This is a genomic window from Pseudomonas citronellolis, assembly GCF_001586155.1.
Classification (GTDB): domain Bacteria; phylum Pseudomonadota; class Gammaproteobacteria; order Pseudomonadales; family Pseudomonadaceae; genus Pseudomonas; species Pseudomonas citronellolis.
This window is the reverse complement of record NZ_CP014158.1, coordinates 5,421,801-5,435,886: the sequence shown is the minus strand read 5'-3', so window position 1 is coordinate 5,435,886 and position 14,086 is coordinate 5,421,801. Positions and strand designations below refer to the sequence as shown.

Genomic DNA, 14,086 nt, shown 5'->3' with positions numbered 1-14,086 from the left:
GCCCGCGGTGGCGGGCGGGGCGGGCTAGCGGGGGCTGAGGATGGTGTCGCGCGCCTCGGGCAGCAGCCCCGGGTAGTCCAGGGTGTAGTGCAGGCCGCGGCTTTCGTGGCGCTGCATGGCCGAGCGGATGATCAGGTCGGCGACCACGGCGAGGTTGCGCAATTCGATCAGGTCGCGGCTGACCTTGTAGTTGCTGTAGAACTCGTCGATCTCGCTGAGCAGCATCTGCACGCGGTGCTGGGCGCGCTGCAGGCGCTTGGTGGTGCGCACGATGCCGACGTAGTCCCACATGAAGCGCCGCAGTTCGTCCCAGTTGTGCGCGATGATCACGTCCTCGTCCGAGTCGGTGACCTGGCTGGCGTCCCAGCTCGGCAGGGCCGGGGTGGCCGGCGTGCTTTCCAGGCGCGCCTGGATGTCGGCGGCGGCGGAGCGGGCGTAGACGAAGCACTCCAGCAGCGAGTTGCTGGCCATGCGGTTGGCGCCGTGCAGGCCGGTGAAGCTGGTCTCGCCGATGGCGTAGAGGTGCGGCACGTCGGTGTGGCCGTGCTCGTCCACCAGCACGCCGCCGCAGGTGTAGTGGGCGGCCGGCACCACCGGGATGGGCTCGCGGGTAATGTCGATGCCGAAGGTCAGGCAGCGCTCGTACACCGTGGGGAAGTGTTCCTTGATGAACTCGGCCGGCTTGTGGCTGATGTCCAGGTACACGCAGTCCACGCCCAGGCGCTTCATCTCGTGGTCGATGGCGCGCGCGACTATGTCCCGCGGGGCCAGTTCGGCGCGCGGGTCGAAGCGCTTCATGAAGCGCTCGCCGTTGGGCAGGCGCAGGTAGGCGCCTTCGCCGCGCAGCGCCTCGGTGATGAGGAAGCTCTTGGCCTGCGGGTGGTACAGGCAGGTGGGGTGGAACTGGTTGAATTCCAGGTTGCCGACGCGGCAGCCGGCGCGCCAGGCCATGGCGATGCCGTCGCCGGAGTTGCCGTCCGGGTTGCTGGTATAGAGGTAGACCTTGCTGGCGCCGCCGCAGGCGAGCACGGTGAAGCGCGCCGAGAAGGTGTCCACCTCGCCGCTGTCGCGGTTCAGCACGTAGGCGCCGAGGCAGCGCTGGCCGGGCAGGCCGAGCTTGCGTTCGGTGATCAGGTCGACCGCCACGCGCTGCGCCAGCAACTCGATGTTCGGGCGCTGCCGGGCCTGTTCCAGCAGGGTGTTGAAGATGGCCGCGCCGGTGGCGTCGGCGGCATGGATGATGCGCCGGTGGCTGTGGCCGCCCTCGCGGGTGAGGTGGAATTCGAAGCCGTTGTCCTCGCGGCCCGCCTCGCTGTCGCGGGTGAAGGGCACGCCCTGGTCGATCAGCCACTGGATGGCCTCGCGGCTGTGCTCGACGGTGAAGCGTACGGCGTCTTCCCGGCACAGGCCGGCGCCGGCGTCCAGGGTGTCCTGCACGTGGGACTCGACGGTGTCGGTGTCGTCCAGCACCGCGGCGACCCCGCCCTGGGCCCAGAAGGTCGAGCCCTGGGACAGTTCCCCCTTGCTCAGCACGGCGATGCGCAGGTGCTGCGGCAATGTCAGGGCCAGGCTGAGGCCCGCGGCCCCGCTGCCGATCACAAGGACGTCGTGATGAAAGTGCTCGCTCATGCCCGGATTCCGATTGGTGGCGGCCTAGTATATAGAAGGGGGGATCGGCACAATAGCGGCCTTGTGCCTGCCGCCGTATTTCTGGCGCAAGCCCCGCGTTCATGCGCCAGGGGCGGCAGGTGGAACTATTTCAGTCTTTCTGGTTCTAACGGTGAATGTCCGAAACCTTCTTGCAACGGGGTTCCCGACGCGCGAGAAGGCTGTGGTTGTTCGCCGATTGCAGTGGATTTTCAAGGGCTTGGACAATGGGTCCGGCCGGGTCGCGGTGAAGCGACAAAAAAACTGTGCGGCGTACGCTTGGAGGGGAGAACTTTTGCAAGACATCCGAGTCTATCTTGGCAGAGCGATTCTGCAGGGTGCTCGCAGCTCCTCCGGGCTTGTTGAGGAGCATGCATGCTAACCCAGGAACAGGATCAGCAACTGGTTGAACGGGTACAGCGCGGAGACAAACGGGCTTTCGATCTGCTGGTGCTGAAATACCAGCACAAGATCCTCGGGTTGATCGTGCGGTTCGTGCACGACGCCCAGGAAGCCCAGGACGTTGCGCAGGAGGCTTTCATCAAGGCGTATCGCGCCTTGGGCAACTTCCGCGGTGACAGTGCCTTTTATACCTGGTTGTACCGGATCGCCATCAATACCGCGAAGAACCACCTGGTGGCGCGCGGTCGGCGACCACCGGACAGCGATGTGACAGCCGAGGATGCGGAGTTCTTCGATGGCGACCACGCCCTGAAGGACATCGAATCGCCGGAACGGGCAATGTTGCGGGACGAGATCGAGGAAACGGTCCATCGCACCATCCAGCAACTGCCAGAGGACCTGCGCACGGCATTGACCCTGCGCGAATTCGAGGGATTGAGCTACGAGGATATCGCCACCGTGATGCAATGCCCGGTGGGTACGGTCCGCTCACGGATCTTCCGTGCGCGGGAAGCGATAGACAAAGCCTTGCAGCCGTTGCTGCATGATGAACAGCCCTGAATACGGCGGAACAGCCAAGAGAGGTACGCCATGAGTCGTGAAGCCCTGCAGGAGTCGCTGTCCGCGCTGATGGATAACGAAGCGGACGAACTCGAACTGCGCCGGGTACTCGCAGCCTGCGGTGAAGACGCGGAAATGCGTGCCGCCTGGTCGCGCTATCAACTGGCCCGGTCGGTGATGCACCGCGAGCCGGTGCTGCCCAAGCTGGACATCGCCGCCGCGGTGTCGGCTGCGCTGGCCGAGGAGGCCGCCCCGGCACAGCCGCGGCGCAATCCGTGGCGCAACGTCGGACGCGTGGCGGTCGCCGCATCGGTGACACTGGCCGTGCTGGCGGGTGTTCGTCTATACCATCAGAATGATAGCGTTGCTCCGAGCCTGGCCCAGCAAGGCGCCACGCCGCAGATCACCCTGCCGCAGGTGCAGGGCCCGGCGGTACTGGCCGGCTACAGCCAGGACGAGGACGCACCGCAGGTCATCACTGGTGGCGCGGGCAGCCCCACCACCTGGCACGAACAGCGTCTTCCGGGATATCTCCGCCAGCATGCCCAGCAGTCGGCGGTGAACGGTGCCGACAGCGCCCTGCCTTACGCGCGAGCCGCCAGCCTGGAAAGTCGCTGAAACCCCTTTAAGGAGCGTCATGCGCGCCACCTTCCTGTTGTTCTTCCTGGGCGGTCTGCTGGCAATGCCGGTACAGGCCGCCGACGTTCAGGCGTGGGTCAAGCGGCTGACCGAGGGCCAGCAGCGACAAAGCTTCCAAGGCACCTTCGTCTACGAGCGCAACGGCATCTTCTCCACCCATGAGGTCTGGCGTCTGGTCGAGCCCGACGGCTCGGTGCGCGAGCACTGGCTGCAGCTGGACGGCCCGCGCCAGGAAGTGGTCAAGCGCGATGGCGTGACCCAGTGCATCGCCGGCGGCATGGCCGGGCAGCTGGGCGCCGGGCAGCTATGGCCGGTGCGCAAGCTGGTCTCGGACGACCTGGCTTCCTGGTACGACATCCGCATGGTCGGCCAGTCCCGTATCGCCGGGCGCGCGGCCACGGTGATCGGGCTGATCCCCCGCGACCAGTACCGCTACGGCTTCGAGCTGCACCTGGACCAGGAAACCGGCTTGCCGCTGAAATCGCTGCTGCTCAACGACAAGGGCCAGCCGCTGGAACGCCTGCAGTTCACCCAGTTCAGCACCGCGGCGCCGGACGACAGCGGCCTGCAGCCCTCCGAGGCCTGCCAGGCGGTTCCCGCGGGCAAGCCGGACGCCCCGGTCGCCAGCAGCTGGCGCTCGGAATGGGTGCCGCCGGGTTTCACCCTGAACAACACCTATGAGCGCCGCAGCCCGGTATCGGACGATAGCGTCGTCAGCATGGACTATGGCGATGGCCTGGCGCGTTTCTCGATCTTCATCGAGCCGCTGCACGGCGCCAGGATCGACGACGCGCGCACCCAACTGGGCCCGACCTCGGTGGTCTCCAAACGCCTCAATACCGAAGATGGCGGCATGATGGTCACCGTTGTCGGCGAGATTCCCACCGGGACCGCCGAGCGCATCGCCATGTCGGTGCGTCCGCAGGCGCCCGCCCAGGGAGCCGCCGCGCAGTGATCGAAGAGCGGGGGCGGGTGATCGGCGTCGAATCCGCAGCGGTGCGGGTCCAGACGCTGCGCCAGAGCACCTGCTCAGCCTGCAGCGCCAAAGCCGGATGCGGCCAGGGATTGTTGCAGCAATTGGGCTCCTCTGCGGGGCGCGGCGAAGTCCGCGCCCTTTCTGCTTTCCCGCTCGGGGTGGGTGACGAGGTGGTGCTCGGCATACGCGAGGACCTCTTGTTGAAATGCGCCCTGATGTTCTATCTATTCCCCCTGCTCGGCCTGTTCGCCGCTACGCTGCTCGCGTGGTGCGCCGGCCTCGCCGAGCCCTGGTTGATCCTGGCCGGCCTCGCGGGTTTCCTCGTGACCTGGCTGTGGGTACGGCGCCATGCCCGGCGCCATTCGGATGACCCGGCGTTGCAGCCGGTTGTGCTGCGCACGCTGGTCACAGGGGCCGAGGGCCCCGCCTAAGTCCACTTCCCTTTGAATACGGGAGCAGTAGTCCATGCAAACCCTGAAACGCAGTATGGCCGCGATGGTCGCCCTGCTGGCCTTGAGCCTGTCGGTGGTCGCCCGCGCCGAATTGCCGGATTTCACCCCGCTGGTGGAGAAGGCTTCGCCGGCCGTAGTGAACATCAGTACCACCCAGAAGGTGCCGGACCAGGTCGCCAGCGCTCAGATGCCCGACCTGGAAGGCCTGCCGCCGATGTTCCGCGACTTCATCGAGCGCAGCATGCCGCGTGGCCAACGCCCGCCGCGTGGGGCGCAGCGCGAGGCGCAATCCCTGGGTTCGGGGTTCATCATTTCCGATGATGGCTACGTCCTGACCAACAACCACGTGGTCGCCGACGCCGACGAGATCGTCGTGCGCCTGTCCGACCGCAGCGAGCACAAGGCCAAGCTGATCGGCGCCGATCCGCGCAGCGACGTGGCCCTGCTGAAGATCGAGGCCAAGGGCCTGCCGACCCTCAAGCTGGGCGATTCCGACAAGCTCAAGGTCGGTGAGTGGGTGCTGGCCATCGGCTCGCCGTTCGGCTTCGACCACTCGGTGACCGCCGGCATCGTCAGCGCCAAGGGCCGCAGCCTGCCGAACGAGAACTACGTGCCCTTCATCCAGACCGACGTGGCCATCAACCCGGGCAACTCCGGCGGCCCGCTGCTGAACCTGCAGGGCGAGGTGGTCGGCATCAACTCGCAGATCTTCACCCGCTCCGGCGGCTTCATGGGCCTGTCCTTCGCCATCCCGATCGACGTCGCCATGAACGTGGCCGACCAACTGAAGAAAGGCGGCAAGGTCAGCCGCGGCTGGCTGGGCGTGGTGATCCAGGAAGTCAGCAAGGACCTCGCCGAATCCCTCGGCCTGGACAAGCCGGCCGGCGCCCTGGTGGCCCAGCTGGTGCAGGACGGCCCGGCGGCCAAGGGCGGCCTGCAGGTCGGCGACGTGATCCTCAGCCTGAACGGCCAGACCATCAACGAGTCGGCCGACCTGCCGCACCTGGTCGGCGGCATGAAGCCGGGCGACAAGGCGGCCCTGGACGTGTTCCGCGATGGTTCGCGCAAGACCCTGAACATGACCATCGGCAACCTGCCGGACGAGGACGACGAAGTCGCCGCCGTCGAAGGGCAGGGCGCCGAGCGCAGCAGCAACCGCATGGGTGTGACCGTCGCCGACCTCACCGCCGAACAGCGCAAGTCGCTGGACATCAAGGGCGGCGTGGTGATCAAGGACGTCCAGGACGGCCCGGCGGCGATGATCGGCCTGCGTCCGGGCGACGTCATCACCCACCTGAACAACCGCACGGTGGATTCCGCCAAGGCCTTCTCCGACATCGCCAAGGCGCTGCCGAAGGGCAAGTCGGTGTCCATGCGCGTTCTGCGCCAGGGGCGTGCCAGCTTCATCACCTTCAAGCTGGGGGAGTGACTGGCGGGTAGGTAGGCCGGAAAAGGGTCGTGCCACCGGGGCATCCGGTGTGGCCGATGAATCCAACCGCGGACGGAGTCCGCTCCTACGGCGTGCTTCCCTGAACCGTAGGAGCAACTGTCTTGCGCCGAGGTGCTTTTCGTAGGATGGGTTGAGCTTGCGAAACCCATGCGGTTGCGCTGATGGGTATCGCTTCGCTCAACGCCATCCTACGAAAAGCCGTGCTTCCTGGAAGCGTAGGAGCGGGCTCTGTCCGCGATTCGGCGGATAACGCCGCACGCAGAAACCTCCGGGCGCACCGGAATACTTCTGAAGGCCAAATGAAAAACGCCGTTTCCCCCTCAGGAAACGGCGTTTTTTCTTAGGCGCATTCAGCGCGGCTCAGCGGAACGCCCAGCGCACCCCCAGCCAGGCGGTACGCGGCGCCCCCGGAGCAACGAAGGTCTCACCCACGGAATTGCTGCTCCTGCCATTGACCGTGCCATTGCCGGCAGCACCATCGGTACGCATCACGCCATTGTCGTCGAACGGATTGGCGCCAAGCATGCCGGCGGTGGCGTACTCGCGGTCGAACAGGTTGTTTACCTGGGCGAAGACGCGCCAGGCCGGGGTGAGCTGGTAGGCGCCGTTGAGGTTGAACACGGTGTAGCCGCCGATCTCGCCGCCACCCTGGTACAGGCCGCCACTCTGGTGGTCGTTGTTCTCGTTGCCGCGCACGTAGGCGCTGGAGACGCTGATGGCATCGGCGCCGAGGCTCAGGCGCTCGGTCACCGCGTAGTCGGCCGACAGCTTGAGGATGTTGCGCGGGACCAGCGGAATGCGGTCGCCGGACTTCACGCTGATGTTGCCGTCCTCCGCGCTGCTGTTGGCTTCGCCGAGGAAGGTCTCGCCCGAGCGGTAGGTGGCGTCGATGAAGGTGTAGTTGGCGGCCAGCGCCCAGTCGCCCCAATTCCCGGAGATGCCGGTTTCGATGCCGCGCCGGCGGGTTTCGCCGAAGTTCGCGAAGTAGCCGCTGCCGCTGGTGCTGGAGGACACGAACATGATGTCGTTGCTGTTGCGCGCGCTGAACAGCCCGGCGTTCCACTGCACGTTGTTTCCGATCAGGCCGCGCAGGCCGGCTTCCCAGGTGCGCGTCACCACCTGTTCCAACGGCGGATCGCCGGCCATGGAGTTGGGCAGGCGGCAGGGCGACTCGGGGTTGGCGCAGCCCAGCTCGATGGTGGTCGGGGCACGGCTGCCTTCGCTGTAGCCGACGTAGGTGGTCAGGCTGGGGGTCGGGCGGAAGGTCAGGCCGATGGCCGGGTTGAAGCGGTTGAAGTTGTGCTTGCCGCTGAGCGAGGCGTTCTCGTCGACGGTATCGCCCAGGGCGTCGCCGTCGAGTTCGTAGTGGGACAGTTGGTCGTGGTTGCGCACCGAGATGGCGTTGTAGCGCCCGGACAGCGTGAGATCCAGCGTCGGGGCCAGGCTCAGGGTGTCGCTGCTGTAGAGGCTCCAGGTGCGGGTGTTGCCCTTCAGCCGCGCGGCGCGGTCGTCCAGTTCGCCGTCCAGGTTGAAGGCGTTGCCGGCTTCGGCGTACACGCCGGTGCCGACGATGCCGCGGTCGGCGGTGAGCGCGCCGTATTCGGCCGACTGCCGGAAGCGTACCTGGCTGTAGTCGAAGCCGCCGCCCAGGGACAGCAGGTTTTCCTTGCCGAACAGGCGGTTGCGCAGCGAGAACTGCTCGAACAGGCCGATGTTGCTCTGGGTGGTACTGGTGCGGTTGATCATCCCGGTGCATTTCTCGCCGGGTTCGCCGCCCGGCTCGAACTGCGCGACGCAGGCCGCCAGGTTCGCCGCGCTGGTGTAGCCGCCGGCCGCCGGCAGGATGTTCTGCCCGGCTTCGCCGATGCCCTCGGGCAGGGACTCGTCGTTGATGTCGCCGTTGAAGGTGTCGGTCTTGATGTGGCGGTAGTAGAGGTTGCCGGAAGCGCTCAGGTCGTCGCTGTAGTCGTGGTTCCACTGCAGGTTGAGGAAGTTGGCGGTGTTCTGCGTGTTGTCCGGGTAGGTGTACACGCTGTCGCGGTCGCGGCGCAGGAAGCTCTCGGGGACCATGCCGTTACCGTTGAGGTCGCTGTCGGCGAAGCTGTAGGTCAGCTTCAGGTCGGTGGCCTCGCTCTGCCAGCCGAGCTTGCCGAACAACTGCTGCGCGTCGGAGTCGGAGTGGTCGCGCCAGCCGTCTTCCTCGAAGTGGGTGCCGGCGAAGAACCAGTCCCATTGCCCCTCGCTGCCGCCGTATTCGGCCTCGCCGATCCTGCGCCCATAGGAGCCCAGGGTGGCCTGGACGGCGCCGCCGGGGTTGTCGCGGCCATTCTTTGTCTGCACCGAAAGCGCGCCGCCCAGGGTGTTGAGGCCGAACAGCGGGTTGCTGCCGGGCATCAGTTGCGCGCCGGCGATGGCGTTGTCGGGGATCAGGTCCCAGCTGACGACGTCGCCGAACGGCTGGTTCATGCGCACGCCGTCGAGGTACAGCGACAGCCCCTGGGGCGTGCCGAGCAGCGGCGAGGCGGTGAAGCCGCGGTAGTTGATGTCCGGTTGCAGCGGGTTGTTCTGGATCTCGTTGACGTAGACCCCGGCGCTGCGCCGCTTGAGGTAGTCGGCCAGGTCGAGCGCCTGGCTCTTCTGCATGTCCTCGCCGCTGAAGGTCTGTACCGGCGCGGCGATCCGGTCGCGGGAAACGCCCAGCGAGGGCAGCGGCAGGCTGCTGATCACCTCGCTCTGCCCGAGCGACAGGGGCTGCTCGCCGTCCGCGGCGCGGGCGGGCAGGGCGAGGCCGGCGGCGTGGGCCACGAGCAGGGCGAGGGCGCTCGGGCCGAAGGGGTGGCGTCGGGGCATGGCAGTGCTTCCTGGTTCTTGTTGGCGTTATGGAGCGGCGCGGCCGAATCGCTCCGCCGCGCCAGGGCCAGGCGCGCAGGTGCTCGGTGGGGAGGGGTGGCCTTGGCCGGCGTGCGGCTGCACGGAGGACACTAGGGCCCTGGGTGGGGTGGGAAAATCCTACGTTGGATGCGGGCGCATCGTACGAACGTACTGGATGGCGGCCGCTGGGCGTCGGCAACGCTGCGGCGCAGGGTGACGCCTGGCTGCGGATTCAGGTAAACTCCCCGGCTATTTTTCGGCGGATCGCCGCCTTCAGCCTTCCGAGTGTGTCAAGCCGTGAGTGACCTGAGTCATATCCGCAACTTCTCCATCATCGCCCACATCGACCATGGCAAGTCGACCCTGGCCGACCGCTTCATCCAGATGTGCGGTGGTCTGTCCGACCGCGAGATGGAAGCGCAGGTCCTCGACTCCATGGACCTGGAGCGCGAGCGGGGCATCACCATCAAGGCCCACAGCGTCACCCTGTACTACAAGGCCAAGGACGGTAAGACCTACCAGCTGAACTTCATCGACACCCCCGGCCACGTCGACTTCACCTACGAAGTCAGCCGCTCCCTGGCTGCCTGCGAGGGCGCGCTGCTGGTGGTGGACGCCGGCCAGGGCGTCGAGGCGCAGTCGGTGGCCAACTGCTACACCGCCATCGAGCAGGGCCTGGAAGTCATGCCCGTGCTGAACAAGATGGACCTGCCGCAGGCCGACCCGGACCGGGTGAAGGACGAGATCGAGAGCATCATCGGCATCGACGCCACCGACGCCGTGGCCTGCTCGGCGAAGAGCGGCATGGGCGTGGACGAGGTGCTCGAACGCCTGGTGCAGACCATCCCGGCGCCCGAGGGCGAGATCGAGGCGCCGCTGCAGGCGCTGATCATCGACTCCTGGTTCGACAACTACCTGGGTGTGGTCTCGCTGGTGCGCGTCAAGCACGGCCGTGTCAAGAAGGGCGACAAGATCCTGGTGAAGTCCACCGGCAAGCTGCACCAGGTGGACAGCGTCGGCGTGTTCTCGCCCAAGCACACCGAGACCCCGGACCTCAAGGCCGGCGAAGTGGGCTTCATCATCGCCGGCATCAAGGACATCCACGGCGCGCCGGTGGGCGATACCCTGACCCTCAGCACCACCCCCGACGTGGCCGTGCTGCCCGGCTTCAAGCGCATCAAGCCGCAGGTCTACGCCGGCCTGTTCCCGGTCAGCTCCGACGACTTCGAGGACTTCCGCGAAGCCCTGCAGAAGCTGACGCTGAACGACGCCGCCCTGCAGTACGAGCCGGAAAGCTCCGAGGCCCTGGGCTTCGGCTTCCGCATCGGCTTCCTCGGCATGCTGCACATGGAGATCATCCAGGAGCGCCTGGAGCGCGAATACGACCTGGACCTGATCACCACGGCGCCCACCGTAATCTTCGAGATCGTGCAGAAGAACGGCGACATCCTCTATGTCGACAACCCGTCCAAGCTGCCCGACCTTTCGTCCATCGACGAGATGCGCGAGCCCATCTGCCGGGCCACCATCCTTGTGCCTCAGGAGCACCTGGGCAACGTCATTACCCTGTGCATCGAAAAGCGCGGCGTACAGCGCGACATGCACTTCCTCAGCGGCCAGGTCCAGGTGATCTACGACCTGCCGATGAACGAAGTGGTGCTGGACTTCTTCGACCGTCTGAAGTCGACCAGCCGCGGCTACGCCTCGCTGGACTACAGCTTCGACCGCTTCGAGCCGGCCAACCTGGTCCGTCTCGACGTGCTGATCAACGGCGAGAAGGTGGACGCCCTCGCCCTGATCGTCCACCGCGACAACGCCCCCTACAAGGGGCGCCAGCTGGTGGAGAAGATGAAGGAACTGATCCCGCGTCAGATGTTCGACGTCGCGATTCAGGCGGCCATCGGCGGGCAGATCATCGCCCGCTCGACGGTCAAGGCGCTCAGGAAGAACGTGCTGGCCAAGTGCTACGGTGGTGATGTGAGCCGTAAGCGCAAGCTGCTGGAGAAGCAGAAGGCCGGTAAGAAAAGGATGAAGCAGGTCGGTAGCGTGGAGATTCCCCAGGAAGCCTTCCTCGCCGTGCTCAAAGTGGACAGTTAGATTCTATGACGCTGAATTTCCCGCTGTTGCTGGTGATCGCCGTCGCCCTGTGCGGCGCCCTGGCCCTGGTCGACCTGGTGCTCTTCGCACCGCGCCGCCGGGCCGCCATTTCCGCTTACCAGGGCTCGGTCACCGAGCCCGATCCGGAAGTGCTGGACAAGCTGAACAAGGAACCCGTGCTGATCGAGTACGGCAAGTCCTTCTTCCCGGTGCTGTTCATCGTGCTGGTGCTGCGGTCCTTCCTGGTCGAGCCGTTCCAGATCCCCTCCGGCTCGATGAAGCCCACCCTCGAGGTCGGCGACTTCATCCTGGTCAACAAGTTCGCCTACGGCATCCGCCTGCCGGTGCTGGACGCCAAGGTGATCCCGGTCGGCGACCCGCAGCGCGGCGATGTCATGGTGTTCCGCTACCCCAGCGACCCGAACATCAACTACATCAAGCGCGTGGTCGGCGTGCCGGGCGACCGCATCCGCTACACCAGCGACAAGCGCCTGTACGTCAACGACCAGTTGGTGGCCGAGCAACTGATCGGCGAGGAGCCGGGCAGCCTGGGCAGCGTGACCCTCTACCAGGAGAAGCTGGGCGAGGCCGAGCACCTGATCCGCAAGGAGATGACGCGCTACCGCGTGGAGCCCGGCAAGGAGTGGACGGTACCCGCCGGGCACTACTTCATGATGGGCGACAACCGCGACAACTCCAACGACAGCCGCTACTGGAACGATCCGAAGATCCCCAAGGAGCTGCTGGGCATGGTTCCGGACCGCAACATCGTCGGCAAGGCCTTCGCCGTGTGGATGAGCTGGCCGGACCCGAAACTGCGCAACCTGCCGAACTTCTCGCGGGTCGGCGTGATTCACTGAATGTGAGATGCGTCGAGCGCCGGCCGCCGGTCGGTGCTAGAACGAAGGGCGGGGCGGCACGCGGGGAGCGGGTCTGCCCCGCTTGCACTTGGAACCGCCGGTGGCGGGGGATGAGAACCATACCGACATGAGGTCAGCATGAAGTACGCAGGTTCGCAGAAGGGGATGTCGTTGCTGGGTTGGCTGGTGGTGCTGGCCATTGTGGCCTTCCTGGCCAGTACCGCATTCAAGATCATTCCGCATTACCTCGACTACTACGCCATCGAGAAGGCCATCAAATCGGTGGAAACCGACAAGGCGGCGGATGTGCGCAGCGTCCCGGAGTTCTACTCTTACGTGGACAAGGCGCTGACCATCAACAACATCCGCGACCTCAAGCTCGAGGACGCGCTGACCGTGGAACAGGACAACAACGAGTTCCGCGCGCATCTGAAGTATGAAAAACGCGAGCCGCTGATCGAGAACCTCGACCTGGTGGTCCACTTCGACAAAGAATTCCGTGTAAGAACGCCGTGAGCAATACCCTGGATCGACTCGAGCGCAAGCTCGGCTACACCTTCAAGGACCAGGACCTGATGGTCCTGGCCCTGACCCATCGCAGCTTCGCCGGGCGCAACAACGAGCGCCTGGAGTTCCTCGGTGACGCCATCCTCAACTTCGTCATCGGCGAAGCCCTGTTCAGCCACTTCCCGCAGGCCCGCGAGGGCCAGCTGTCGCGCCTGCGCGCGCGGCTGGTCAAGGGCGAGACCCTGGCCCTGCTGGCCCGTGGCTTCGAACTGGGCGACTACCTGCGCCTGGGCTCGGGCGAGCTCAAGAGCGGCGGTTTCCGCCGCGAGTCGATCCTCGCCGACGCCATGGAAGCGCTGATCGGCGCCATCTACCTGGACACCGGCATGGATTCCGCGCGCGAGCGCATCCTCGCCTGGCTCGGCCCGCAACTACGCGAGCTGACCCCTGTGGACACCAACAAGGACCCCAAGACGCGCCTGCAGGAGTTCCTGCAGTCGCGCGCCTGCGAGCTGCCGCGCTACGACGTGGTGGACATCCAGGGCGAACCGCATTGCCGGACCTTCTTCGTCGAGTGCGAAGTGGCCCTGCTGAACGACAAGACCCACGGGCACGGCGGCAGCCGCCGCATCGCCGAGCAGGTGGCCGCCGCCGCCGCGCTGGTGGCCCTGGGCGTGGAGAATGGCCATGACTGAACAACACGACGACATCAGCCGCTGCGGCTACGTCGCCATCGTCGGCCGCCCCAACGTGGGCAAGTCGACGCTGCTCAACCACATCCTCGGGCAGAAGCTGGCCATCACCTCGCGCAAGCCGCAGACCACCCGCCACACCCTGCTCGGCATCAAGACCGAAGGCGCGGTGCAGGCGGTGTACGTCGACACCCCCGGCCTGCACAAGGACAACGACAAGGCGCTGAACCGCTACATGAACCGCTCCGCCAGCGCCGCGCTGAAGGACGTCGACGTGGTGATCTTCGTCGTCGACCGCCTGCGCTGGACCGACGAGGACCAGATGGTCCTGGACCGCGTGCAGCACGTCAGCTGCCCGGTGCTGATCGCGGTGAACAAGGTCGACCGCCTGGAAGACAAGGCCGAACTGCTGCCGCACCTGCAATGGCTCACCGAGCAACTGCCCAAGGCCGAAGTGGTGCCGATCTCCGCCCAGCACGGGCAGAACCTCGACCTGCTGGAAAAACTGGTGGCCGAGCGCCTGCCGGAAAGCGAGCACTTCTTCCCCGAAGACCAGATCACCGACCGCAGCAGCCGCTTCCTCGCCGCCGAGCTGGTGCGCGAGAAGATCATGCGCCAGCTCGGCGCCGAGCTGCCCTACCAGATCACCGTGGAGATCGAGGAGTTCAAGCAGGAAGGCCGCGTGCTGCACATCCACGCGCTGATCCTGGTGGAACGCGAAGGGCAGAAGAAGATCATCATCGGCGACAAGGGCGAGCGCATCAAAAGCATCGGCCAGAGCGCGCGCAAGGACATGGAAGTGCTGTTCGACTCCAAGGTCATGCTCAACCTCTGGGTCAAGGTGAAGGGCGGCTGGTCCGACGACGAACGCGCCCTGCGCTCGCTCGGCTACGGCGACCTCTGACACCCACCCGCGCGGCCCGCTCCAACGG

General features: G+C 66.1%; 12 protein-coding genes. 10 read left to right on the top strand and 2 right to left on the bottom strand.

Annotation, left to right across the window (positions count from 1 at the left end; genetic code table 11):
• Positions 1-24 precede the first annotated feature (24 nt).
• Positions 25-1,629 (bottom strand): L-aspartate oxidase, encoded by a 1,605-nt coding sequence (gene nadB / locus PcP3B5_RS23815; protein ID WP_009616433.1) that lies wholly within the window; start codon positions 1,627-1,629, stop codon positions 25-27.
• 393 nt (positions 1,630-2,022) lie between these two features.
• Between nadB and rpoE the strand changes: the two genes are divergently transcribed.
• Genes rpoE through PcP3B5_RS23790 form a run of 5 tightly spaced genes read left to right on the top strand, consistent with a single transcriptional unit; the run spans position 2,023 to position 6,106 of the window.
• The gene (rpoE, locus tag PcP3B5_RS23810) at positions 2,023-2,610 is read left to right on the top strand and encodes an RNA polymerase sigma factor RpoE/AlgU (protein ID WP_009616435.1); all 588 of its coding nucleotides are present in this window, start codon (positions 2,023-2,025) and stop codon (positions 2,608-2,610) included.
• A 30-nt stretch (positions 2,611-2,640) separates the two neighbouring features.
• Entirely contained in the window at positions 2,641-3,228 is a 588-nt protein-coding gene (locus PcP3B5_RS23805) for a sigma-E factor negative regulatory protein (protein ID WP_043271382.1), read from the top strand.
• Between the two features lie 19 nt (positions 3,229-3,247).
• Positions 3,248-4,204, top strand: coding sequence for a MucB/RseB C-terminal domain-containing protein (locus tag PcP3B5_RS23800; RefSeq protein WP_061562584.1), 957 nt, complete (start codon positions 3,248-3,250; stop codon positions 4,202-4,204).
• Complete coding sequence (locus tag PcP3B5_RS23795) at positions 4,201-4,656, top strand: SoxR reducing system RseC family protein (protein WP_061562583.1); 456 nt, start codon at positions 4,201-4,203, stop codon at positions 4,654-4,656. Before PcP3B5_RS23800 ends, PcP3B5_RS23795 begins: the two co-directional genes overlap by 4 nt.
• A gap of 34 nt (positions 4,657-4,690) precedes the next feature.
• Positions 4,691-6,106, top strand: a complete 1,416-nt coding sequence (locus PcP3B5_RS23790; protein ID WP_009616442.1) for a DegQ family serine endoprotease — start codon at positions 4,691-4,693, stop codon at positions 6,104-6,106.
• A 381-nt stretch (positions 6,107-6,487) separates the two neighbouring features.
• On the opposite strand, the gene PcP3B5_RS23785 is transcribed toward PcP3B5_RS23790, so the two are convergent.
• Positions 6,488-8,977, bottom strand: a complete 2,490-nt coding sequence (locus tag PcP3B5_RS23785; protein WP_061562582.1) for a TonB-dependent receptor — start codon at positions 8,975-8,977, stop codon at positions 6,488-6,490.
• Positions 8,978-9,295: 318 nt separating this feature from the next.
• On the opposite strand from PcP3B5_RS23785, the gene lepA reads away from it, so the two are divergent.
• From lepA to era, 5 genes are all read left to right on the top strand, one after another.
• Complete coding sequence (gene lepA / locus PcP3B5_RS23780) at positions 9,296-11,095, top strand: translation elongation factor 4 (RefSeq protein WP_009616447.1); 1,800 nt, start codon at positions 9,296-9,298, stop codon at positions 11,093-11,095.
• Positions 11,096-11,100: 5 nt separating this feature from the next.
• Positions 11,101-11,955 (top strand): signal peptidase I, encoded by an 855-nt coding sequence (gene lepB, locus PcP3B5_RS23775; RefSeq protein ID WP_009616449.1) that lies wholly within the window; start codon positions 11,101-11,103, stop codon positions 11,953-11,955.
• Positions 11,956-12,093: 138 nt separating this feature from the next.
• A complete protein-coding gene (locus tag PcP3B5_RS23770; protein WP_009616451.1) occupies positions 12,094-12,471 on the top strand; it encodes a DUF4845 domain-containing protein in 378 nt (125 codons plus the stop codon).
• Positions 12,468-13,157, top strand: a complete 690-nt coding sequence (rnc, locus tag PcP3B5_RS23765) for a ribonuclease III (RefSeq protein ID WP_009616452.1) — start codon at positions 12,468-12,470, stop codon at positions 13,155-13,157. Before PcP3B5_RS23770 ends, rnc begins: the two co-directional genes overlap by 4 nt.
• Positions 13,150-14,058, top strand: a complete 909-nt coding sequence (gene era, locus PcP3B5_RS23760; RefSeq protein ID WP_058487298.1) for a GTPase Era — start codon at positions 13,150-13,152, stop codon at positions 14,056-14,058. The genes rnc and era overlap by 8 nt, the downstream gene beginning before the upstream one ends.
• Positions 14,059-14,086: the final 28 nt, after the last annotated feature.